Annotated in this window: 23 protein-coding genes; 1 reads left to right on the forward strand and 22 read right to left on the reverse strand. The window is 71.1% G+C overall.

Going from position 1 to position 19,520, the window contains the following annotated elements:
* The first annotated feature begins 143 nt into the window (after positions 1 to 143).
* Positions 144 to 725, forward strand: coding sequence for a hypothetical protein (locus OG520_RS09400; protein ID WP_406012877.1), 582 nt, complete (start codon positions 144 to 146; stop codon positions 723 to 725).
* Here the strand turns inward: OG520_RS09400 and OG520_RS09405 are convergent.
* The 22 genes from OG520_RS09405 to OG520_RS09510 form a co-directional block, all read right to left on the reverse strand.
* Positions 716 to 3,406 carry an amino acid adenylation domain-containing protein gene (locus tag OG520_RS09405; protein ID WP_406012878.1) on the reverse strand — a complete coding sequence of 897 codons (2,691 nt, stop codon included), beginning with the start codon at positions 3,404 to 3,406 and terminating at the stop codon, positions 716 to 718. The two genes, OG520_RS09400 and OG520_RS09405, sit on opposite strands and share 10 nt — an antisense overlap.
* A 64-nt stretch (positions 3,407 to 3,470) precedes the next feature.
* On the reverse strand, positions 3,471 to 4,325 hold the full coding sequence (locus OG520_RS09410) for an SDR family oxidoreductase (protein ID WP_399330587.1): 855 nt from the start codon (positions 4,323 to 4,325) through the stop codon (positions 3,471 to 3,473).
* On the reverse strand, positions 4,322 to 5,017 hold the full coding sequence (locus OG520_RS09415) for a thioesterase II family protein (RefSeq protein WP_399330585.1): 696 nt from the start codon (positions 5,015 to 5,017) through the stop codon (positions 4,322 to 4,324). Before OG520_RS09415 ends, OG520_RS09410 begins: the two co-directional genes overlap by 4 nt.
* Before the next feature lie 118 nt (positions 5,018 to 5,135).
* Entirely contained in the window at positions 5,136 to 5,351 is a 216-nt protein-coding gene (locus tag OG520_RS09420; RefSeq protein WP_399330583.1) for an MbtH family protein, read from the reverse strand.
* Between the two features lie 2 nt (positions 5,352 to 5,353).
* On the reverse strand, positions 5,354 to 5,995 hold the full coding sequence (locus OG520_RS09425; RefSeq protein WP_406012879.1) for a 2-hydroxychromene-2-carboxylate isomerase: 642 nt from the start codon (positions 5,993 to 5,995) through the stop codon (positions 5,354 to 5,356).
* Positions 5,996 to 6,029: 34 nt separating this feature from the next.
* Entirely contained in the window at positions 6,030 to 6,776 is a 747-nt protein-coding gene (gene fabG / locus OG520_RS09430; protein WP_399330579.1) for a 3-oxoacyl-[acyl-carrier-protein] reductase, read from the reverse strand.
* A 23-nt stretch (positions 6,777 to 6,799) separates the two neighbouring features.
* Complete coding sequence (locus OG520_RS09435) at positions 6,800 to 7,285, reverse strand: 3-hydroxyacyl-ACP dehydratase FabZ family protein (RefSeq protein ID WP_399330577.1); 486 nt, start codon at positions 7,283 to 7,285, stop codon at positions 6,800 to 6,802.
* Entirely contained in the window at positions 7,282 to 7,686 is a 405-nt protein-coding gene (locus OG520_RS09440) for a 3-hydroxyacyl-ACP dehydratase FabZ family protein (RefSeq protein ID WP_406012880.1), read from the reverse strand. Before OG520_RS09440 ends, OG520_RS09435 begins: the two co-directional genes overlap by 4 nt.
* Positions 7,686 to 7,937: an acyl carrier protein gene (locus OG520_RS09445; protein ID WP_399330573.1), complete on the reverse strand. Its 252-nt coding sequence runs from the start codon at positions 7,935 to 7,937 to the stop codon at positions 7,686 to 7,688. Before OG520_RS09445 ends, OG520_RS09440 begins: the two co-directional genes overlap by 1 nt.
* A gap of 40 nt (positions 7,938 to 7,977) precedes the next feature.
* Positions 7,978 to 9,081 carry a beta-ketoacyl synthase N-terminal-like domain-containing protein gene (locus tag OG520_RS09450; protein WP_399330571.1) on the reverse strand — a complete coding sequence of 368 codons (1,104 nt, stop codon included), beginning with the start codon at positions 9,079 to 9,081 and terminating at the stop codon, positions 7,978 to 7,980.
* Positions 9,082 to 9,211: 130 nt separating this feature from the next.
* Complete coding sequence (locus OG520_RS09455; protein WP_406012881.1) at positions 9,212 to 9,559, reverse strand: hypothetical protein; 348 nt, start codon at positions 9,557 to 9,559, stop codon at positions 9,212 to 9,214.
* Positions 9,556 to 10,536 (reverse strand): hypothetical protein, encoded by a 981-nt coding sequence (locus OG520_RS09460; protein WP_399330567.1) that lies wholly within the window; start codon positions 10,534 to 10,536, stop codon positions 9,556 to 9,558. Before OG520_RS09460 ends, OG520_RS09455 begins: the two co-directional genes overlap by 4 nt.
* Positions 10,533 to 11,381, reverse strand: a complete 849-nt coding sequence (locus OG520_RS09465; protein WP_406012882.1) for an alpha/beta fold hydrolase — start codon at positions 11,379 to 11,381, stop codon at positions 10,533 to 10,535. The genes OG520_RS09460 and OG520_RS09465 overlap by 4 nt, the downstream gene beginning before the upstream one ends.
* Positions 11,382 to 12,254: a beta-ketoacyl synthase N-terminal-like domain-containing protein gene (locus OG520_RS09470; RefSeq protein ID WP_399330563.1), complete on the reverse strand. Its 873-nt coding sequence runs from the start codon at positions 12,252 to 12,254 to the stop codon at positions 11,382 to 11,384.
* Positions 12,251 to 13,402, reverse strand: a complete 1,152-nt coding sequence (locus OG520_RS09475; RefSeq protein WP_399330561.1) for a beta-ketoacyl-[acyl-carrier-protein] synthase family protein — start codon at positions 13,400 to 13,402, stop codon at positions 12,251 to 12,253. The genes OG520_RS09470 and OG520_RS09475 overlap by 4 nt, the downstream gene beginning before the upstream one ends.
* Positions 13,399 to 14,661, reverse strand: coding sequence for a beta-ketoacyl-[acyl-carrier-protein] synthase family protein (locus OG520_RS09480; protein WP_399330559.1), 1,263 nt, complete (start codon positions 14,659 to 14,661; stop codon positions 13,399 to 13,401). The genes OG520_RS09475 and OG520_RS09480 overlap by 4 nt, the downstream gene beginning before the upstream one ends.
* 33 nt (positions 14,662 to 14,694) lie before the next feature.
* Positions 14,695 to 14,949 carry an acyl carrier protein gene (locus tag OG520_RS09485; protein WP_389986093.1) on the reverse strand — a complete coding sequence of 85 codons (255 nt, stop codon included), beginning with the start codon at positions 14,947 to 14,949 and terminating at the stop codon, positions 14,695 to 14,697.
* A 125-nt stretch (positions 14,950 to 15,074) separates the two neighbouring features.
* Positions 15,075 to 15,842: an IclR family transcriptional regulator gene (locus OG520_RS09490; protein ID WP_406012883.1), complete on the reverse strand. Its 768-nt coding sequence runs from the start codon at positions 15,840 to 15,842 to the stop codon at positions 15,075 to 15,077.
* Complete coding sequence (locus OG520_RS09495) at positions 15,839 to 16,588, reverse strand: thioesterase II family protein (RefSeq protein WP_399330555.1); 750 nt, start codon at positions 16,586 to 16,588, stop codon at positions 15,839 to 15,841. The genes OG520_RS09490 and OG520_RS09495 overlap by 4 nt, the downstream gene beginning before the upstream one ends.
* 144 nt (positions 16,589 to 16,732) lie before the next feature.
* Entirely contained in the window at positions 16,733 to 17,656 is a 924-nt protein-coding gene (locus OG520_RS09500) for an ACP S-malonyltransferase (protein ID WP_399330553.1), read from the reverse strand.
* A 206-nt stretch (positions 17,657 to 17,862) separates the two neighbouring features.
* On the reverse strand, positions 17,863 to 18,672 hold the full coding sequence (locus OG520_RS09505) for a LuxR family transcriptional regulator (RefSeq protein WP_406012884.1): 810 nt from the start codon (positions 18,670 to 18,672) through the stop codon (positions 17,863 to 17,865).
* Positions 18,673 to 18,737: 65 nt separating this feature from the next.
* Positions 18,738 to 19,508 carry a LuxR C-terminal-related transcriptional regulator gene (locus tag OG520_RS09510; RefSeq protein ID WP_406012885.1) on the reverse strand — a complete coding sequence of 257 codons (771 nt, stop codon included), beginning with the start codon at positions 19,506 to 19,508 and terminating at the stop codon, positions 18,738 to 18,740.
* Between the last annotated feature and the right edge of the window lie 12 nt (positions 19,509 to 19,520).

The following is a 19,520-nucleotide window of genomic DNA, read 5'->3' on the forward strand; positions in this document are numbered from 1 at the left end:
CTCAATGAAATGACGGAACAAGCACGGAAACGAATTGCCGAGTGACAACACAACCATGTCTAACAGTCCGGTTTCCGCCGGGACAACGGCCGTTGCAGAAAGCTGCCATCCCATGGCCAACGGTGCGTGCTAGCGTGAGAATCATGACCGGAGACACGAAATCAGAGGCCACCCTGCTCGATCACCACATGCCCATCTGGCATTTCCGTGAACGGCATTGGGTGGCCGTTTCCGCACCTCGCGACGAAGTGCTGTGCGCGGCCCGCGAGATGACTTGGCGCGAGGCTCCCGTGGCGCGTTTCTTCCTGGCCTTCACCCGGAACAAACTGCAGGCCGACGGCCGGGTGCTCGACGACTTCGCGATGGGCGGCGACACCGTTCTCGAGCTGTCCGACGACGAGTTGCTCTACGGCGGCATCGGCTCCCAGGCCGGTCCGGTGCGCCCGGACCGGCCGATGCCGGAGGTGTTCCGGGACTATGCGGAACCGGGCTGCACCAAGGTCGGGTTCAATATGCACTATGCCGACGGTGTATTGACGACGGAGACCAGGATCTTCGCCACGGACGAGCAGACCCGACGCAACTTCGGGCGTTACTGGTTCCTGATCCGCATTCCGAGCGGAATCATCAGGATTGCGCTTCTCTCTGCAATCAAGCGACGGGTCGACGGCCGCCGGAAAGGTCCCGCAGGACGTTCCGGCGACCGCGCGTCCGATCAGCTCTGAGAATCTCGTACGAGTTCGATGAACCGGCCTGCCGTCGAGTTGCGGTAGAAATCCTGAGTGGTGACCTTCGGCATGCCGAGTTCGCGCATCTCACGCAATACCCGGATGACGAGCAGCGAATTCCCGCCGAGTTCGAAGAAGTTGTCCTGCTCGGTCACTTCGGTGTTCAGCACATGTCCCCAGAGCTTGAGGATCTGCGCGGCCTGCGGGTCGTGCTCCGCGGCCGGCACCTCGGACGTCCCCGCCCGTTCCTCCCGCCCGGCGGCGGACGGCGCCGGTGCCGGCAAGGCGGCCGTGTCGACCTTGCCGTTGATCGTCAGCGGGATCGCGGGCAGTTCGGTGACGGAGGCCGGGACCATGTACGCGGGCAGTACGGCCCGCGCGTGGGCGAGCACATCGGCGGTCGACGCCGGACCGCGCAGCGCCACATAGGCGTCGATGCGGGCGGTCGCGGAGTCCATGGGTACGTCGTGGTTGAGCACGGTCGCCGCGCCCGAGACCTCGGGGTGGCCCAGCAGGACGTTGCGGATCTCGTCCAGTTCGATCCGGTGGCCGCGCACCTTGACCTGACTGTCCAGCCGTCCGAGATGGTCGAGGCCCCCGTCGGGGCGCAGCCGCCCCCGATCGCCGCTGCGGTAGATCCGGCCGCCGCCGTACGGGTCGTCGATGAACCGTTCGGCGGTGAGTCCGGGCAGGCCGAGATAGCGGTCGGCGACTCCGGCGCCGCCGACGCAGATCTCCCCGGCGGCGCCGACCGGCAGCAGCCGGCCGCGCGGATCGCGGACCGACAGGGTCCAGCCGGGCAGCGCGGGCCCGACCCGGCGGCCGGCGGCCAGGACGTCGGCGGGGGTGACGGTGTGCGCGGTGACATGGACCGTCGTCTCGGTGATACCGAACATGTTCACCAGCCGGCAGCCGGTGTGGGAGTGCCTGGCGAACCAGGGCGAGAGCATCCGGACGTCGAGCGGCTCACCGCCGAAGACCACGAGGCGTACGGCGAGATCGGTGCGCCGCCGCCGGTCCGCCTCGATCACCTGCGCGAACGCGGACGGGGTCTGGCTGAGCACGGTGACCCGCTCCTTCACGAGCAGCTCGTGGAAGAGTTCGGTGTCCCGGGTGACCCAGTAGTCCACGACCACCAGGCGGCCGCCGGTGAGCAGGCAGCCCCAGATCTCCCAGACGGAGAAGTCGAAGGCGCTGGAGTGGAAGAGCGTCCATACGTCGTCGGCGCCGAGCGCGAAGTCCTCGCGGGTCGCGTCGAGGAGGGCGGCGACGTTCCGGTGCGGAACCACGACGCCCTTGGGCCGGCCGGTGGACCCCGAGGTGTAGATGACGTACGCGGGGGCGGAGGGGTCCTCGGGAAGCGGGGTCGGCCCGGTGCCCTCGCCGAGGACACGCAGCTCGGCGGGTGTGACGACGCGTACCCCCTCGACCGCGGGGAAGGCCTCGTCGACACCGCCGACCACCACGGTGGCGCCCGCGTTCTCCACCGTGTAGCGCAGCCGCTCCTCGGGGTAGCGCAGGTCCATCGGCACATAGGCGCAGCCGGCCTTGAGGACACCGAGGAGGGTCGCCACCAGGTCGGCGTCGCGTTCCAGGGCCACGCCGACCATGCTGCCGGGCGCGACACCGAGCGCGCGCAGACCGGCCGCGGTCCGCCCGGCCCGCGCGTCGAGTTCGGCATAGGTGAGGCTGGTGTCGCCCGCGGTGACGGCCACCGCTTCGGGCCGCTCGCGTACGACGTCGGCGAAGAGCCCGTGCACGGTACGGTCCGCCGTCCCGGCGTCCCCGGCGGCGGGCGTGACACCCAGGCGCAGCACCGCCTCGGTCTCCTGCGGTGTCAGCAACTCGACCGCGTCGAGCCGCTGCTCGGCGCCGGCCGCCAACTGGGCCGCCACATGGGCCACATGGGCGGCGAACCGTTCGGCGACGGCCGGGTCGAGATCGCCCAGGTCGTGGCGGAGCACACCGGAGGCGCTGCCGTCGTCGTGCAGGGCGAAGTGCAGGACCGCGGGAAGTTCGGGGGCGAGCGACGACAGCCGGCGTTCCCCGGCGGTGGCCGGCTCGATGAGTACGCCGACGCCCGACAGGGGCAGCAGGCCGCCGTCGTACGCGCCCTCCCACCCGGCCAGGAAGTCGCCGGTCCGCTGTGTCCCGTCGACCGTCGCGCCCGCGCCGTACCGCGCCAGGACCAGCGCGACCGCCCCCACCAGCAGGGCGTGCCCGGCGCGTACGGCCGTGGGCAGCGGGACCGGCACCTCGCCGGTGCGGCCCGCGTCGGCCGGAGCGCCCAGGCCCCACTCCAGGGCGGGCCTTGCTCCGTCGGTGGTTCCGGTGGTTCCCGCGCTCCACCCGAAGGTGAACCGGGGCTGCTCGAAGGTGAGTTCGTGGCGGGCCACCAGGACCAGGTCCGCGTCACCGTCCGCGTACCGCAGCAGTACGGCACGGAGCGGCAGGCCGGTGGCGTGCAGCGGGCGCTCGGCCTCCTGCCGGACCCGGGGCCCGGCGGCCGGGTGTCCGGCCCCGAAGGGCAGGGTCTCCTCCCACAGCCGCAGCTCCGCCAGTTCCGGCCGGCCGTCGGCCGCCCGGGTGCGCAGGTGCTGTCGCAGTTCCTCGGCATCGACCGGGCCCGGCACGCGGACCACCAGGCTGTGGCAGGACCTGGCCTGACTTCTCGACATGGTCGGACTCCTGATGCAGTGCGGGAGGGACGGGGTACGTGGTCCGGGCGGCGCGGGCGGTGGTTCAGCGGGCGCTGAAGCCTCCGTCGACGGTGAGGGTGGTCCCGGTGACCTGGAGCGAGTCGTTACCGGCGAGCCAGACGGCCGCGCCGGCGATGTCCTGCGGTTCGATGAGTGTGTTCATCGGCTGGGACTGCACGAAGATCTCCTCGTGCTCGTCCACGTCGACATCGAGGGAGCGGGCGATCTCGGCGAGCATCCGGCCCTCGTGGAGGGGGTCGTCCCGGACCGAGCCGGGACACAGCGCGTTCACCCGCACCCGGAACGGCCCGTAGTCGAGCGCCGCGGCCTTGGTGAGGCCGATGAGTCCGTGCTTGGCGGCCACGTAGCCGGCGAAGTGGCGGTACCCGACGAGGCCCGCGGTCGACGCCACGTTGATGACGCTGCCCGACCGCTGTTCGATCATGGCCGGGACGACGGCCTTCATCATCCGCCAGGCACCCGTCAGGTCGATGCCGACCATCAGGTCCCACTCTTCCTCGCCGATCTCGTGCACGGCCTTGCCCGAAGGCGCGGCGATCCCGGCGCCGTTGAGCAGGACGTCGACGGTGCCGAAGCGGTCGACGGCCTGCCGCGCGACCTCCCGTACCGCTTCCGGCTCACGCACATCGGCGGCCGCGGTCACGACCGCGGCGCCCTCCTCGCGGCAGAGCTTCGCGGTGTGTTCCAGCTGGCCCGCGGAGCCCAGCGGGTACGGCACTCCGGCCAGGTCCGCCGCGACGTCGACGAGGACCAGGTCGGCGCCCTCCCGGGCGAAGCGCACGGCACAGGACCTGCCCAGCCCCCGGGCCGCGCCGGTCACCACGATGGTCTTGTCCTGGAGCAGCACGCCCTGGCCCTTCTCTGCCGTACGCGTCATGGCCGCAGTGCCGCACTGACCGCGTCGATGAGCGGCAGCGGCGACTCGGTGAGGTACATGTGCTCGCCGGCCAGGTCCACGAGGCGGAAGGCGGCGGAGGTGGCGTGCTGCCACTCGGCGGCCTGCTCCCGGCCGACCAGCCGGTCCTCGGTGCCGCGCAGCGAGGTGACGGGGGTGTGCAGCAGCTCGTCCGTGACGGGCTTGTAGTTCTCGTGCATCTCCACGTCCGCCCGCAGGATCGGCAGCAGCAGCTCCCGCAGGTCCGGGTCGGCGAGTGCGTCGTGCTCGTACCCGGCGAACTCCTGCACCCGGCCGAGGAATTCGTCGTCGGCCAGTCCGGTGGCCCGGCGGCTCCGGCCGGTCCAGGGCCCCGGGGAGCCGCTCACGAAGAGGTGGCTCAGCTCGACGGCCGGGTCCTGTTCGAGCCGGCGGGCGAGTTCATAGGCGAGTACGGCGCCGAGGCTGTGTCCGAAGAGGGCGACGGGGCCGCCCCGCGTCAGGCCGGCGATGCTCGGGGCGAGCGCGTCGGCCGCGTCGATGACGTCCCGGAACGGTTCGTCGACGAACAGTTCCTCACGGCCCGGGAGCTGCAGCGGAACGATCCTCGGTGCGTGGTCGGGCAGTTCTTTCCAGGCGCGGTAGAAACCGGCGCCGCCTCCCGCGAAGGGAAGGCACACCAGTGCATGGGTCATGAGCGGCATCGCTTTCTCGGGAGCTGCGTGAGTGCCACGTTCACATCGGCCGGGCCCATGGGCAACGGGCGTTGCACATTGCTGCCAACGCCCGTTGCCCGACCGCCCGGCGGGGGTGTCAGGCGGCGTCCATGGCGTCGGCCAGTGACTTCGGCCGCATGTCGGTCCAGCTCGCGTTGATGTGGTCGAGGCAGGCCTGTCGGGTGTCCTCGCCGTGCGTCACGGTCCAGCCGGCCGGGACCTCGGCGAAGGCGGGCCAGAGCGAGTGCTGGTTCTCCTCGTTGACGAGGACCAGATAGCGGGCGTCGTCGTTCTCGAAGGGGTTGGTAGCCATGATCAGCCTTTCTTCGCTGTGGTCTTCAGGGCGCGGGCACGGACGGTCCCGACGAAATCGGGAAGCCGGTCCACGCCCCAGAACTTTTCGTATCCGCTGATGAAGTACGGGACTCCGAACACACCGTCGCGGTGCAGGGAGTCCAGGGCCGCGTGACCGCGCTCGCGCACCTCGGCGTTCTCATGCGCCCCGGCGAGCAGCTCCGGGTCCACGTCCAGTTCCTTGCCGACCCGGCGCATGGTGTCGGGTTGCGAGATGTCCTCGCCGAGCTCCCAGCGGGACCGGTAGACCTCGGCGATGAACTCCCGTCCCGCGCCGAGTTCCTGGGCCACCAGATAGGCGAGGTGGGGAACCTGCCAGCGTGGTTCGGTGTCCACGGGCCACACCATGTCCAGGCCGCGGGCCCGGCACAGCCGGCGGACGTCCTGGAGGATGTAGAGGTGCTTCTCCTTGGACATCGGCACGTACGGCAGTGTGATGTTGTTGCGCTCCAGATGGTCCAGTGCGGGCTCGTCCGGCTCCCAGAACGGCAGCCATTCGATCTGCTCGGCGACGTCCGGGTACTGCCCCAGCAGATCCCGGTAGGCCATCCAGGAGTAGGGGCTGCGGAACGAGAAGTACCAGCGCGGTCCTCTTCGTGCCATCACCGCCTCCAATGGGTTTGTGCGGACGGGTGGGTCAGATGGTGATGCCGCCGTCGATCTGCAGCACGGCGCCGGTGATGTACGCGGCCCGGTCGGAGACCAGATAGGCGACCAGGTCGGCGACCTCTTCCGCGGTGCCCATGCGGCGCAGCGGGATCGAGGAGAGTGCTTCCTTGCGGGCCTTGTCGTTCATCGCGGCGACCATGTCGGTCTCGATGAATCCGGGCGCGACCGCGTTGACCCGGATCCCGGACCTGCCGGCCTCCTTGGCCAGGGCGCGGGAGAAGCCGATGATCCCGGCCTTGGAGGCCGAGTAGTTGGTCTGGGTGCCGTGTCCGTACACCCCGGCGACCGAGGAGATGTTGACGATCGCCCCGGCGCGGCGCTTCATCATGCCGAAGACCACGGCCCGGCAGACGTGGTAGACGCCGTCGAGGTTGGTGTCGATGACCTGCCGCCACTGCTCGTCCTCCATCAGGACCAGCGGGTTGTCGCGGGTGATGCCCGCGGCGGTGACGGCCGCGTCGATCCGCCCCCACCGGTCCTCGGTCGCGGTGATCCAGGCCCGTACGGAGGCGGCGTCGGTGACGTCGACCCTGGTGCCCGTCACGGTGCCGGCGCTGTCCGCGGTCTCCTTCTCCAGGGCTCGGGCGGCCGCGTCGTCCGAGCGGTAGCAGAAGGCGACGTCGAATCCGTCGCGGGCGAGCGCGTGGACCGTGGCCCGGCCGATGCCGCGCGACCCGCCGGTAACCAGGGCCACCCGGTTCGAACTGTCTCCCATGATGTTTCTCCGTGAATCTGCGGTCAGGCGGTCGCTGCGGTGGGGCGCAGCGCCTCGGCGGGACGGAAGGTCATGACGATCCGGCCGACGGTCATCACCGTCTCGCCGGCCGAGCGGCTCTCGCCCTCGAACAGAAGGGTGTCGTCGATCCGGCGGTCGAGCACGACCCGGTGTTCGAGGACCTCGCCGGGCAGTACCGGACGGTGGAACTCGACGCCGGTCATGGCGCCGAAGAGCATCACCTGCCCCTGCAGGACGTCCGGGTTGGGGTCGTCCCAGGTGGCGAGGACACCGGCCGACTGGCACCAGGACTCCACCAGCAGTGATGTGGGGTAGGCGAAGTCCTCGTCGGGGGTCTGCGGCCCGAGCTTCTCGTACCAGGGCTCGTTGCAGGTGACCGCCTTGAGCGCGATCAGCCGTTCGCCGGGTACGACGTCGACGACCCGGTCGACGAGCAGCATCGGGAAGCGGTGCGGCAGCCGGGCCCGGATGTCGCGCTGGCCGATCATGCCGCCGCCTCCGTCCGGGTGTTCCGGGGGCGGTAGCGCAGCCGTACCGTCGCGGCGTCGCCGCGCCCGGTGGTGAGCTTCGCCCGGCACTGCCACTCGCCGGCCGGGGTCCGCTTCCAGCCCATGGCGATGTCCACCAGGTCCCCGGGGAAGACGGGACCGGTGAACCGGGTCGACTCCACGGCGGCCAGCTCGTGGTCCTTCGCGCCGCCGGGTGCGGTGGCCACCGCGCCGAGGTGGGCGCACTCCACCAGGCAGACCCCGGGGAAGATCGGGAAGCCGGGGTAGTGCCCGGGGAGTACGGTCTCGGTGTCCCGGACGGTGAAGCGGGCCGCGGTGCGCGACTCGTCCTCGGACGGCAGCACTTCGACCGTTCCCGCGAGCGGGCTCGCCGCGGACATCAGGCTGCCTGCTGCGCCGCGTCGAGTTTGCCGAGCAGCAGGTCGTAGGCGCTCTGCAGGGTGACGATCCGCTTGAGCTCGGATTCCGGCAGCTTGATGCCGTACTTCTTCTCCAGTACGACGACGACCTCCAGGGCCATCAGCGAGTCGACCTCCAGATCGTCGACGAACCTCGCGTCGTCGGTCACCTCGGACACCTCGACGTCCAGCACCTGCGCCACGACGGCGCGGAGTTCTTCCTTGTCCAGCATCGGTTCCGTTCCTCTCAACAGCTGGTGGGTGGGGCGGGGCTCAGCGCAGGCCGAGCAGGGCGCAGCCGACGGTGCCGGTGCGGTCCACGGAAGTGATCACGCCGATCCGGCCGGCCGCGAGATCCGGGTGGTCGGCGGCGTACGACAGCAGTGCGGCGGTCTGGAAGGCGGCAGCGGCGGCCCCGGTGTCGCCGATCAGCCCGGTGGGCGTCAGATCGGTGGGGTCCACCGCTCCGAAGACCTGTCGCACGGCGTCGGCCTCGCCCCGGCCCTCGCGTCCGGGGGCGCCGGAGCGGGCGACGGCGACCACCTGGGCCGGGTCGACGCCGGCCCGGTGCAGCGCGGAGCGCAGGCAGGAGACGAGCGCGGGGTGGGTGTCGCCGTCGAGCACGACGCCGAGTTCGACGGCGAGGAGCTCGGCGAGGACCGGCTGGGTGGCGTCGTCGGGGGCGTGCGGTTCGACCAGGAGCATGGCGCAGCCCTCGCCGAGCGGGGCGCCGGCGTCGCCGTCCGACGCGTGGTGCTCCAGCCAGGCGCGGGCCTGCGAGAACTCCTCCGCCGCACCGCACAGCACCGTCCGGGCGCGGCCCGAACCGAGGAGTCTGCGCGAGTAGTTGAGGGCGTGCAGTCCGGCGGTGCGGCCGCCCGCAATGGTGGCGTTGGGGCCCTTGAGCTGGTACCAGATGGCGCTCTGCCCCGCGGCGCAGTTCATCACGGTGTTGGGGAAGCGCGCCGGGTCGACGAAGAAGGGCTGGTCGCCGGTGAGGGAGTCCCGGGTGAAGTCCATCATCGACTGGGCGCTGCCGGTGGTGGTGCCGAGTGCGAACGCCGCGCCCTCGCCGGTGCCGACGGCCCGGTTGCGCTCGCCGTCGTCGAGGAGGGCGCCGACGGCGGTGACGGCGAGGCCGGTGACCCGGTCCATGGAGCGGGTGCCCTTCTTGCCCAGCACCTCGCGGATGTCGAAGGAGGGCACCAGACAACCGGTGCCGTCGGGCGTGGGGTCGTGCTCGGGGCCGAGTTCGGTGACGGTCCGGCGCCGTTCGCGCAGGCCCTCGGTGAACGCTGACCTGCCGATGCCGTACGACGACACGGCGGACCAGGCGGTGATCACCGGGCGTCCGGCGCCTGTGGTGACTGTGGACATGACCGTCACGTATTCCTTCCGCTCACAGCTGCCCGCACGGAGTTCGCGCGGATCTCACAAGAATCTGGGGGTCCACCGCGCGGTCGCCGATCCGCGGCGGCGGCACGGGCCCGCGTTCAGCGGGGGTACATCAGTGCCACACCACCTGGACGGCGGGGTCGAGGATCCAGCCCGCCACCACGTCCATGCCGACCACGCGTAGTTCGGGCCTGAGCGGGGCCGTGTCCAGCTCTCGCTGGGCGAGCGAGTATCCGTCCGCGGCGAGCACCCCGCCCCCCTTCTGGAACCGGTCCAGGTTTTCGTCGCTGCCCGGTATCGCCAGGACGACACCGTCCTGGACCAGGAAGAGGAGCACGGAGTGCCCGGTGAGGACCTGGGCGACGGCGTCGCGCCGGAATCCGGCGTCCTGCGCGAGCGGCCCCTGGCTCTCGATGAGCAGCAGCCGGGGCGGTGCGCCGCTCGCCCAGGTCTCGATCACGCCTGCGGCGCCTTGCCGCTGATCGCGTCGACGACTCGCCGGTCGAAGCTGACCAGGCTCCAGTCGCGGCGGTTCTCGATGACGGCGTAGCCGTGCACGATCCGGCCGGTCGCGGTCTTCACCAGCTTGCCGTCGCGCAGCACGTAGAAGTCCATGCGCGAGGTGTAGGTGAAGTCCTTGAAGACCTCCTCGACGGTGTAGACCGTGTAGAGGTCCTCCTCCATCATCGCCTCGTCGAGGATGCGGATGTCGGAGCGGGGCACGACCGGGATCCAGCGGCGGTCGTCGAGCAGGGTCTTGATGGAGATGCCCCGGTCGGCGACGAAGCGGTCCTTGCCCTCTTCCATCAGCCGCAGATAGCCGGACATCTGGATACGCTCGGTGAAGTGGCAGTACGGGTACGGGATGTTCCACTTCCAGGCGTACGCGTTCTGCCCGGCGGTCAGCGAGGCGAGGATCTCCTCCTCGGCCGGGGCGGCGGAGGCGGGCTCGCGCTCCAGGTCGTCGCCGAGGGTGGCGACGGCGTACTGGGCGAGCTCGGCGGGGATGTCGCCCGCCGCCTCGAGGTAGGTGTCGATCCGCAGCGAGACACGCACCTTGGCGGTGACGGCCTTGAGGATCTCGCCGTTGCGCTCGAACCGGATGGTGACCTTGAAGCCGATGGTGGCGGCCGCTTCCTCGCCCTTCGGCGTCCACGGCACGACCTCGGCCTCGGCGACGTCGTCCATGTGGAAGGCGTGCAGGATGCGGCTGTCCACGGAGACCAGGTCGAGGCCGAGGCCATGGGTCTCGTAGAGCGCACGGGCCGGCAGCCCGGCCTGCCTGAAGTGGTCCAGGACGGCTTCTTCGACGAGGTAGTTGACGTGCTTGAAACCGATCCAGGTGCAGATGTTGGAGCCCTCGTAGCGGGGGCGCACCTGTGTCGTGGTGGTCGTGTTGAGGAGCGCCTTGACGGCGGTTTCCGTGACGAGCGTCATCGCTGGGACTCCAGGGCGTCGATGGGGGCGGCCCCCGGGAACGGGACCGCATCCGCTGATTGATGGACGAACTCCCGTATCTGTGCGGCGAACTGCTCGGCCGCCTCGATCATCGGGAAGTGCCCGCAGCCGGGCAGTACGCGGGCGTACGCGTCGGGGAGGGCGGCGGCGAGCGCCAGGCTCTCGGCCGGCGGCGCCGCGAAGTCGGTCTCACCGGCCAGCACCAGGGTGGGCACGGTGATCCGGGAGGTCTGGAGCGCGGGGGTGCGCAGATAGAGCTCGAAGAACCTGAGCCAGCCGTAGGGGCCGACCCGCTCGCGCACCCGCTTGCCCATGGCTTCCTGGATGTCGGCGGGGAGCCGGCCTGCCGAGTGGACCCGGATCCCCTCCTCCATGATCAGGTGGAAGTCGTTCAGGTAGTAGCTGATCGTCTCCCAGTCGAACTGCTCGGCGCTGGACCGGAAGAAGGGGGAGGCCAGCACCAGGGACCGGATGCCGTAGTGGCGCAGCGGGTCGGTGCCGCCCCGGCCCTTCTGGTCGAGCAGGTCGAGGAGCACATTGGCGGCCATCGAGTGGGCGACGACCACCTCGGCACGGCCGGGCACCGCTTCCAGGGCCTTGGCGAGCCAGCCCTTCAGATTGGGCTCCTGGCCCCATTCGCCGATGCCTTCGGTGCGCCAGGGCAGCCGCGCGGTCCAGATCTCGGCGTCCTCGGAGAGGAGGCCGACCGTACGGTCCCAGACGCTGTCATTGGCGGCGAGTCCGTGCAGCAGGAGCATCCGCCTGCCGGTGCCGGCCGTGCGCCGCTCGACCGAGACGGGCCTCAGATCGAGGTTGGTGTTCACCTACGCCGCCTCTGGTGCCAGCAGGACCAGACCCGCGCTCGCGTCGTCCGCCGCGGTGCCCGCGACGGCGTGGACCGGTCCGCGCTCGCCGATGTCGAACCAGCCGACGGCGGCGGCGCACTGGAGAACTCCGTACGCGCCCGAGGCGCGGCCGAGATGCTCCGGCAGCTGCCAGCGTCGGCCGCGGGCCGGGGCGGGGTCGCCGGCGCTCCGGCTGTACGGGCCGACCACGGCCCGTACGGTCGCGGCACGCTCCACGGCCGCCGCCCGGGACTCCAGCAGTACGGCCGCGCCGCCGTCCACCGCGCGGGTGCCGCCCAGGAGCCTGCGCACCACCTCGTTGTCGGGTTCCACGCCGAGGACCAGCACCCGGGCCGTACGGCCGGCCGTGATCATCGTGACCGCCCAGTGCACGGCGTCCAGTCCGGACGTCTCGCCGTTGCACACCATCAGGTTGGGGCCGCGCAGGCCGTAACGGATGGCTGCCGACGAGGCGATGACGTTGCTGGACGCGTTGGGGAGGTCCATCGGGCTGGTGGCCGTGACGGTCTCCTCCCTGATCGTGTCCAGTGCCCGGACGACGGTGTCGAGATTGCCGAAGTTGGAGCTGGCGACCACTCCGACGGACTCGGCGGGCACGGTCAGCCCGTCCTCGCCGAGCAGTCCGGCATCGCCCAGGGCCGCGGCGGTCAGGCAGTAGCCGAGCTGGGTGGCCCGGTCCTTGTAGCGCAGGCCCTTGCGGCCCACGTAGCCCGCGGGCTCGACGGGGGCGCAGCCCGGTTCGGGTCCGTCGGCGAGGGCCCGTACGGTGTCGGCCCCCGGCAGCAGGACGGCGGCTCCGGTGACGACGACCGCGGCGCTCTGCGTGCTCATCGAGTTCCCTCCACGATGGTGACGGCGTTGATGCCGCCGAATCCGAAGGCGTTGAGCTGCGCCACGTTCAGCTGCCGGCCGTCGGCCGCCTCGCCGGTGACGAAGCGGAACGGCGTGGCCTCCTCGACGGGGTCGTCCAGACCCACCGTCGGTGGCACCCGCCCTTCGTTCAGGGCGCACAGGCCCACGATCAGGTTGAGCAGACCGGACGCCCCCGAGGTGTGCCCGGTCATGGACTTCACCGCGGTCATCAGCGGCTTGTCCGCGTCGCCGCCGAGTACGGCGGCGAGCGCGCCGGCCTCCGCCTCGTCGTTGAGGAGGGTGCCGGTGCCGTGCAGCATCACCAGGTCGACGTCCGAGGGCTTGACCCCGGCCAGCCGGTACGCCGAGCGCATGGCCTCGGCGATGCCCTCCGGCGACGGTGCGGTGACGTGGTACGCGTCGCAGTTGACGGCGACGCCGCGCAGCCGGCCGTACACCTGGGGCGCGTCGCGCTCGGTGCGGCGCAGCACGACCGCCGCGGCGCCGTCGCCCATCAGGACGCCCGTACGGTTGCGGTCGAAGGGGCGCACCCGGTCCGGCGGCGCCGGATGGACGCGCTCCAGGAGCCCGTACATGGACTCGGTCAGTACGTCGACTCCGGCGACGATCACGGTGTCGGGGGCGTCGTCGCCCTCCTGGTCCAGCAGGTCGGAGCCGAGGGCCAGCGCGTACAGGGAGGCCGAGCAGGCGTTGGAGAAGGTGTGGGTGACATCGGCGTTGAAGCGTTCGCGCAGCCCGGTACCGAAGTGCAGTCCGGAGTCGGCGAACGGCGAGCCGTCGCGCCACCACAGTTCGAGCGAGCGCAGTTCGCGCAGCCCGGTGCCGATGAGGATCGGGATACCGCTCAGGTCCTCGCCGAGCCCGGCGTCCGCCGCGGCCTGCCCGATCGCGTCGAGCAGCAGCCGGGTGGCCCGCCCGGGGATGTCCTCGCCGGGCACCGGGCGGTCGTCCACCTCGTAGGCGTGCTGGGCCCGGAACCGGGTACGGTCGAAGCCGCGGAGCTCGGCCCGGCCGCTGCGGCCCTGGCACAGGCTCTCGAAGAGTTCGTCGACCCCGGAGCCGGTCGCGGCGACGGCGCCCATCCCGATGATGGGGCGGATCGTCATGACGCCTCCTTGATTGCGTCGTACCGGCCCAGCAGCACCGCCGCGTTGTTGCCGCCGAACGCGAGACCGTTGTTCTGAACGATCCTCAGGTCGGCCTCGACCGCCTGGTTCGGCACACAGTCGACGTCGCACTCGGGGTCGGTGGTGACATGGTTGATGGTGGGCGGGATGAAGCGGTTCTGGATCGCCAGGGCGCAGCCGATCGCGCCGAGCGCGCTGGCCGCGCCCATGCTGTGGCCGAGCATCGACTTCATGGAGACGGTGCGAGGGGGTGTGTCTCCGAAGACCTGGCGGATGGCGCCCGCCTCGGTGATGTCATTGGCCCTCGTGCCGGTGCCGTGCGCCGAGATGAGGTCCACCTCGTGCGGTGCGACGCCGGCGTTGTCCAGGGCCAGCCGCATCAGTTCGGCGACGCTGTCGCGGTCGGGCGCGACCTGGTGGTGGGCGTCGCAGTTGAGGCCGTATCCGAGCACCTCGGCGTAGATGGTGGCGCCGCGCTCCAGTGCGGAGTCGAGGCGCTCCAGTACGAGGACGCCCGCGCCCTCCCCGGTGAGGATCCCCTTGCGGTCCACGTCGAAGGGCTGGCAGCGGTCGGGGGCGATGGTGCCGAGCCGGTAGAAACCGGTGAAGGTCTTGCGGCACATCGCGTCGGCCCCGCCGCAGAAGGCGAACTCCGCCTCGCCGGAGCTGACCGCGTCGAAACCGTAGCCGATCGCGTAGTTGCCCGCCGAGCAGGCGGTGGGAATGGTGAGCGCCTCCACGTCGGAGAGGCCGAGTTCCTGGGCGATGGCCACCGACAGCCGCCCGGCGGGTGCCCGCCGGGCGGCCTTGGGGTCGAACGCCCCGATGCCGTCGGCCAGTTCGCTCTCGACCAGCTGGTCGAGGTCGTAACTCTCGCCGTCGGTGGTTCCGATGGAGATCAGTCCACGACGGCCGCGCAGCTCCGTCAGGTCGAGTCCCGAGTCCTCCAGGGCCATCCGGGCGGCCGCGGCCGAGAACTGCGCGGCCCTGCCGAGCTGTTCCACGTCCAGCGTGCTGATCCACTCCCGTGGGTCGAAATCCGTGATCTCGCACCCGTTCGCGTGGGCGAAGCCCTCGGTGTCGAACACCGTGATGGGCCGTGCACCACTGCGCCCTTCGCGGAGTCCCTGCAGGAACTCCTTCGCCCCCAGCCCGATGCTGGAGACCACACCGAGTCCGGTGAGGACGACCCGGTGCCGCTCGGTCCGGTCCTGGCCGGTGCCGCGCACTGCCGTCATGCCAACCTCCCAATCAACCGCAGCGGGACCGGACTACCAGCCGGCCGGCTCCGACACGACCTCGTAGACGCCCGTCAGGTTCACCATGCGCGGCAGTTCGCTCTGGTTGATGACGACGCCGAATTCCTTCTCCAGCGCGGCCAGGATCTCGATGGCGCGCAGCGAATCTGCGTCGTGGTCCTCCTTGAAGAGACTGGTCGGGGTGACCTCGTCCTCTTCAATTTCGAGAATGTCGCAGACGATTTCCTTGATGGTGACGAGACGCTCGTCGCGCGTAGCAGTGGACACGCCTTTACCCCTTTTCGGATTCGCCGCTCCGATAACGCGCGGCAGGATTACTCGCAATGAATACTGGCGAGGAGTTCTATTCGCCACAATGGCAGCTGCAACAAGCTGCCACCGCCGTCCCGGATTCAGGTTCCGAGCGGACTCGCGGGCACGGATTCGCCCTGGGCGCGCAGCAATGCGCCACCGAGTCCGGCCGCGGAATCGATCACCGCGCGGCCGAGCGTGCGGCCCGGTGCGACGGGCACCCGCGCGGCCGGTCCCGACAGCGCCAGCGCGGCCACCACCCGGTTGCCTCCGGCGCGTACGGGCACGCAGTACGTGACGGTGCCCGGCACCGAGGGGTCGGGGCCGTGTGCCCAGCCCCGCCGGCGCACCAGGGCGAGCTGGGCGGCGGTGAACCGGGCGCCGCGCAGCCCCTCGTAAAGCGTCTCGGGGTCCTCCCAGGCGAGCAGCACCTGGGCGACCGGGCCCGACTTGGCGGGCCGGGGCGCGGCGAGGAGGACGGCCTCCTCGCCGGCGGCGGGGACGGGCGACGTGGCGACGCAGAGCTGCAGTCCGTCCAGGCGCCGGAAGAGCCGGGCGTCGAGGCCGGTCCGGGAGTGGAGATCGGCCAGGACCGGGATGGCGGCCTGCACCAGCCGGGGCCGCTGTGCCTCGACGGCGAGATCGCCGAGCCTCGGCCCGAGCACGAACCGGCCGCCGATGTCCCGGGCGAGCAGGCCGAGCCGCTCCAGCGCCACCGCGATCCGGTGTGCGGTGGGACGGGCGAGCCCGCTGAGCGAGACGAGTTCCGCCAGCGTCACCGGGCCCCGCTCGACCACGCTCAGCACCGCCGACGCCTTGTCCAGGACACCGACTCCGCTGACCGGCCGCGGGCGGGTCGCCGTGTTCACAGCTCCGGTGCCAGCCGTGCGCGGATGTCCTCGATGAGCTCGTCACGGCGGTCCACCAGATAGAAGTGCCCTCCGGACAGCACCTTCAGATCGAAGCCCTTGGGCGCGATCCCGGCCCAGGCACCGACCGCTTCGACGTCGATGTCGGGGTCGCTGTCACCGACGTAGCCGACGACGGGACAGCCCAGCGGGACGCCGGGCCGCGCGGTGTACCGGGAGACGACCGAGAAGTCGGCCCGGATCGCCGGGAGGATCAGCTCGCGCAGGTCCGGGTCGTCCAGGAGCGCGGTGTCCGTACCGCCGAGCCGCTGCACCTCGGCGACCAGTTCTTCGTCGGTGAGGGCGGCCGTGCGGGGCGTGAGCAGATGCGGCGCCGTGCGGCAGGAGACCATCAGTCCGGCCGGGACGACGCCGTGCCGCGACTCCAGCCGCAGGGCGACCTCGTACGCGAGCGAGGCGCCCATGCTGTGTCCGAAGAGGGCCAGCGGGGTGTCCAGGAAGGGGAGCAGCTCCATGGTGATCGCGTCGGCGAGGAGTTCCATGTCGTTGACGAGGTCCTCGGCGATACGTTCCTGCCGTCCGGGGTAGCGGACGGCCATGACCTCCACGTCGCTCCCGAAGGCGTGCCCCCAGCTGTGGAAGAAGCTGGCCGAGCCGCCGGCGTGCGGGAGGCAGACCAGCCTCGTCCGGGGCGGGGCCTGGGTGCGGTAGGTGCGGAACCAGATGCTGTCGGTGCCAAGTGCCATGGTGTTTCGGTCTCCTGGGTTCTCTCGTCCGGACCGGGCCGGATCGGGCCGGATCGGGGATCAGGGAGCGGGTCCCGTGCACGCGTACCGGACCCCGTGAGCCCGGCCCGACCCGGACGAGAGGCCCCGGCTCGCGTGGGGTCGTCAGTCCAGGGCGCCGGGACTGTCCACGGACACGGTCTCGATGCCCCGGTCGATCCGGCGGATCAGTCCGGCCAGGGTGCGTCCCGGGCCGAGCTCGACCAGGCGACGGCAGCCGAGCGGCCCGGTGAGGGTCCCCACGCACTGTTCCCACAGCACCGGTGAGGTGAGCTGGCGGGTGGAGATCTCGGGCCAGTCGCAGTCGCCCGTGTACGGCTCGGCGTCGGCATTGGCCACCACGGGCAGATGCGCGGGGGCGAACGGAGCGTTCTTCAGGGCGGCGCGCAGGGCCTCGGCGGCCGGTGCCATGTACGGGCTGTGGAAGGCGCCGCCGACCTGGAGGCGGATCATCTTCGCGCCGATGGCGGGTGCCTGCGCGTCGAGCGCGTCGATTCCCTCGGGCGAGCCGGACAGCACGGTCTGGCCCGGCCCGTTGACATTGGCGACCCAGACGTCGGGGCCGGATGCGCGCACGTCCCGCACGAGGCGCTCCACGTCCGCCAGGGGCGCGGCGACCAGGACTCCCATGGTGCCCTCGCGCGCCTCGGCGGCGTCCCGCATGGCGCGGCCGCGGACGGCGACGAGTTCGGCGGCGGCGGCGACGGTGAGGGCGCCGGCCGCGGTGAGCGCGGCGTACTCCCCGAGGCTGTGGCCGGCACAGGCCACCACCTGCCCGCCGAGCGCTCCGCGCCGTACCGCCTCGGCGTGCGCGACCACCGCGACGGTGAACACGGCGAGCTGGGCGAGGTCGGTGCGCCGGAGCTGTTCGGCGGGGGTGTGCAGGAGGAGCGCGGGGAGGTCTTCTCCGGTGACCTCGGAGATCTCCGTGGTGATTTCCCAGGACGGTGTTTCCCGCCAGGGTTCACCCATTCCTTGTTTCTGCGTCCCCTGTCCGGGAAACACCAGACCGATCGGCAATTGATTCATGGACCCGCCTTCCGCGCGATGTTCGGCCGGGAGGCACGGGGGTCCGTGACTTTCTGTCCGGACCCCCGTGCACGGCGGGGCACGGGGGATGGCCTGCCGCCGGGGACGGGATTTCCGAAAGAGCAGGAATCCCGTTCCCGACGACCCATACAACTGCCCTGGGCGAGAAGCGGCAACGGTCCTTTCAGGAAGCTGCCAGGCCGCCTTTACGGGCGGAAGCCCGCGCCGCCCGCACCGGGCACCGAGGCCGGCGGGAGCAGCCCCAGTTCGGCGGCCCTGACACCCGCCTGGAAGCGGGAACTGGCACCGAGCAGCGCCATGATCTCCGCGACATAGCGCCGGTAGGTGCGGACCGAGACGGTGAGGTCACGGGCGGCGACCTCGTCCGTGACACCGGCCCGCAGGGCGCCCAGGATCTGCCGGGCGAGCGTGGCCCGGTCGCGGTCGCCGAAGACGATGCGCTCGCCCGCGGGCACGGCGTTGCTCCAGACGCTGGCGAAGAGAGTGCGCAGGGTGTGCAGCACTTCGGGGGCCCGGATCAGCGAGGCCCGGCGACCGACCGCGGATTCGGCCACCACCAGCCCGGTGGTGCCGTCCACGAGCAGCGCCTGCAAGGGGGGCACCCGGGCCACCCGGATCGCCACCGGCCGTTCCCGGCCGAGTTGTTCCCGCACAAAGGATTCGTCCAGCATCGCGGGGCTGGCGAGCAGCCGTACCGTGACCGCTTCGTCCGCTCTGTAGATCAGATCGCGTTCGGACTTCTCCGCCCGGTCGGGCTGCTCACTGGAGGCGGGCATCCGGGCGTGCACGATGTCGATGGTGTGGGCCGCTCCTTCGATCAACTCCTCGGCGGCTTCGAGCACGGCGCCGTAGCCGCCTTCGACCGTGGCGATCTGCTGTTCTCGCAAGCTCCGATCCCGGTGGATGGCCACCGTGGACTCGATCAGTTCCCGAACCTCGAGCAACGCGTGCTCCAGCTCGTCCTCTGCTCTTCTGGACACGTCGAACTCCACCATCCCCCGTTGGTAGTTACATCGACGGGCCGCCCGAACGACGGACCCGTCGCAAACAGCTCTCGCTCCTATCCCGACAGCAGCCCCAGTTCCACCGCACGGGCGCCGGCCTGGAACCGGGAGTGCGCGTCCAGTTCGCGCATGATCTCCGCGACATGACGCCGGTAGGTGCGAAGTGACACGTTCAGATCACGTGCCGCTGTGTCGTCCGTGTGGCCGGCCCGCAGCCGCTCCAGGATGTTCCGGGTGAGCTCGCTGCGCAGCCGCGGGCTCAGGCCGAGGTGGTCGGCGAGCTTGCGGCCGCGCGCCCAGGCGCCGGCGAAGAGCAGCTCCAGGGCACGTACGGCCGCGGCGTCGTTGACGACGGTGGCCTGCGGCCCGTCGCTCTGGGCGGCCCCGCGCACCAGTGCCGCGGAGCCGTCGACCACAGCGATCTCGCGCAACTCGCGCTCGGAGACCCGGACTTCGAGCTGAGCCCCGGGAAGCCGGCGCAGCCGGGCGAGCGAGGCGTCCGCGGCTTCGGCGGAGCAGAGCACCCGCAACGCGGCTCCGGGCGGCGCCAGGGCCAGTAGGCGCAGTACGGAATCGGCGAACTCGCCGGAGCCGGTCAGCGCGACGCTGACCGAGTGTCTCGCACGGCCGATGATCTGGTCGAGGGCTTCGCCGAGCACGGCGATGTCGGTGGGCGCCACCGCGGAAGCGGTGGCAGGTCGCTGCCGGTACAGGGAGACCGTGGACTCGATCAGCGCGCGAGCCTGCAGCAGCGTCTCCTCCAGATGCGCGGCATGCTCCTCAGCCGTCGCTTCGTCCGCCCCGTCCGCTGGTGGCTCAATCAGCACACCCGTCACATG

Source organism: Streptomyces sp. NBC_00984, assembly GCF_045162475.1.
GTDB lineage: Bacteria > Actinomycetota > Actinomycetes > Streptomycetales > Streptomycetaceae > Streptomyces.

Coding starts and splice junctions, on each gene's coding strand:
- OG520_RS09400 (WP_406012877.1), top strand. CDS start 144: ATGACCGGAGACACGAAATCAGAGGCCACCCTGCTCGATCACCACATG.
- OG520_RS09405 (WP_406012878.1), bottom strand. CDS start 3,406: ATGTCGAGAAGTCAGGCCAGGTCCTGCCACAGCCTGGTGGTCCGCGTG.
- OG520_RS09410 (WP_399330587.1), bottom strand. CDS start 4,325: ATGACGCGTACGGCAGAGAAGGGCCAGGGCGTGCTGCTCCAGGACAAG.
- OG520_RS09415 (WP_399330585.1), bottom strand. CDS start 5,017: ATGACCCATGCACTGGTGTGCCTTCCCTTCGCGGGAGGCGGCGCCGGT.
- OG520_RS09420 (WP_399330583.1), bottom strand. CDS start 5,351: ATGGCTACCAACCCCTTCGAGAACGACGACGCCCGCTATCTGGTCCTC.
- OG520_RS09425 (WP_406012879.1), bottom strand. CDS start 5,995: ATGGCACGAAGAGGACCGCGCTGGTACTTCTCGTTCCGCAGCCCCTAC.
- fabG (WP_399330579.1), bottom strand. CDS start 6,776: ATGGGAGACAGTTCGAACCGGGTGGCCCTGGTTACCGGCGGGTCGCGC.
- OG520_RS09435 (WP_399330577.1), bottom strand. CDS start 7,285: ATGATCGGCCAGCGCGACATCCGGGCCCGGCTGCCGCACCGCTTCCCG.
- OG520_RS09440 (WP_406012880.1), bottom strand. CDS start 7,686: ATGTCCGCGGCGAGCCCGCTCGCGGGAACGGTCGAAGTGCTGCCGTCC.
- OG520_RS09445 (WP_399330573.1), bottom strand. CDS start 7,937: ATGCTGGACAAGGAAGAACTCCGCGCCGTCGTGGCGCAGGTGCTGGAC.
- OG520_RS09450 (WP_399330571.1), bottom strand. CDS start 9,081: ATGTCCACAGTCACCACAGGCGCCGGACGCCCGGTGATCACCGCCTGG.
- OG520_RS09460 (WP_399330567.1), bottom strand. CDS start 10,536: ATGACGCTCGTCACGGAAACCGCCGTCAAGGCGCTCCTCAACACGACC.
- OG520_RS09470 (WP_399330563.1), bottom strand. CDS start 12,254: ATGAGCACGCAGAGCGCCGCGGTCGTCGTCACCGGAGCCGCCGTCCTG.
- OG520_RS09475 (WP_399330561.1), bottom strand. CDS start 13,402: ATGACGATCCGCCCCATCATCGGGATGGGCGCCGTCGCCGCGACCGGC.
- OG520_RS09480 (WP_399330559.1), bottom strand. CDS start 14,661: ATGACGGCAGTGCGCGGCACCGGCCAGGACCGGACCGAGCGGCACCGG.
- OG520_RS09495 (WP_399330555.1), bottom strand. CDS start 16,588: ATGGCACTTGGCACCGACAGCATCTGGTTCCGCACCTACCGCACCCAG.
- OG520_RS09500 (WP_399330553.1), bottom strand. CDS start 17,656: ATGAATCAATTGCCGATCGGTCTGGTGTTTCCCGGACAGGGGACGCAG.
- OG520_RS09505 (WP_406012884.1), bottom strand. CDS start 18,672: ATGGTGGAGTTCGACGTGTCCAGAAGAGCAGAGGACGAGCTGGAGCAC.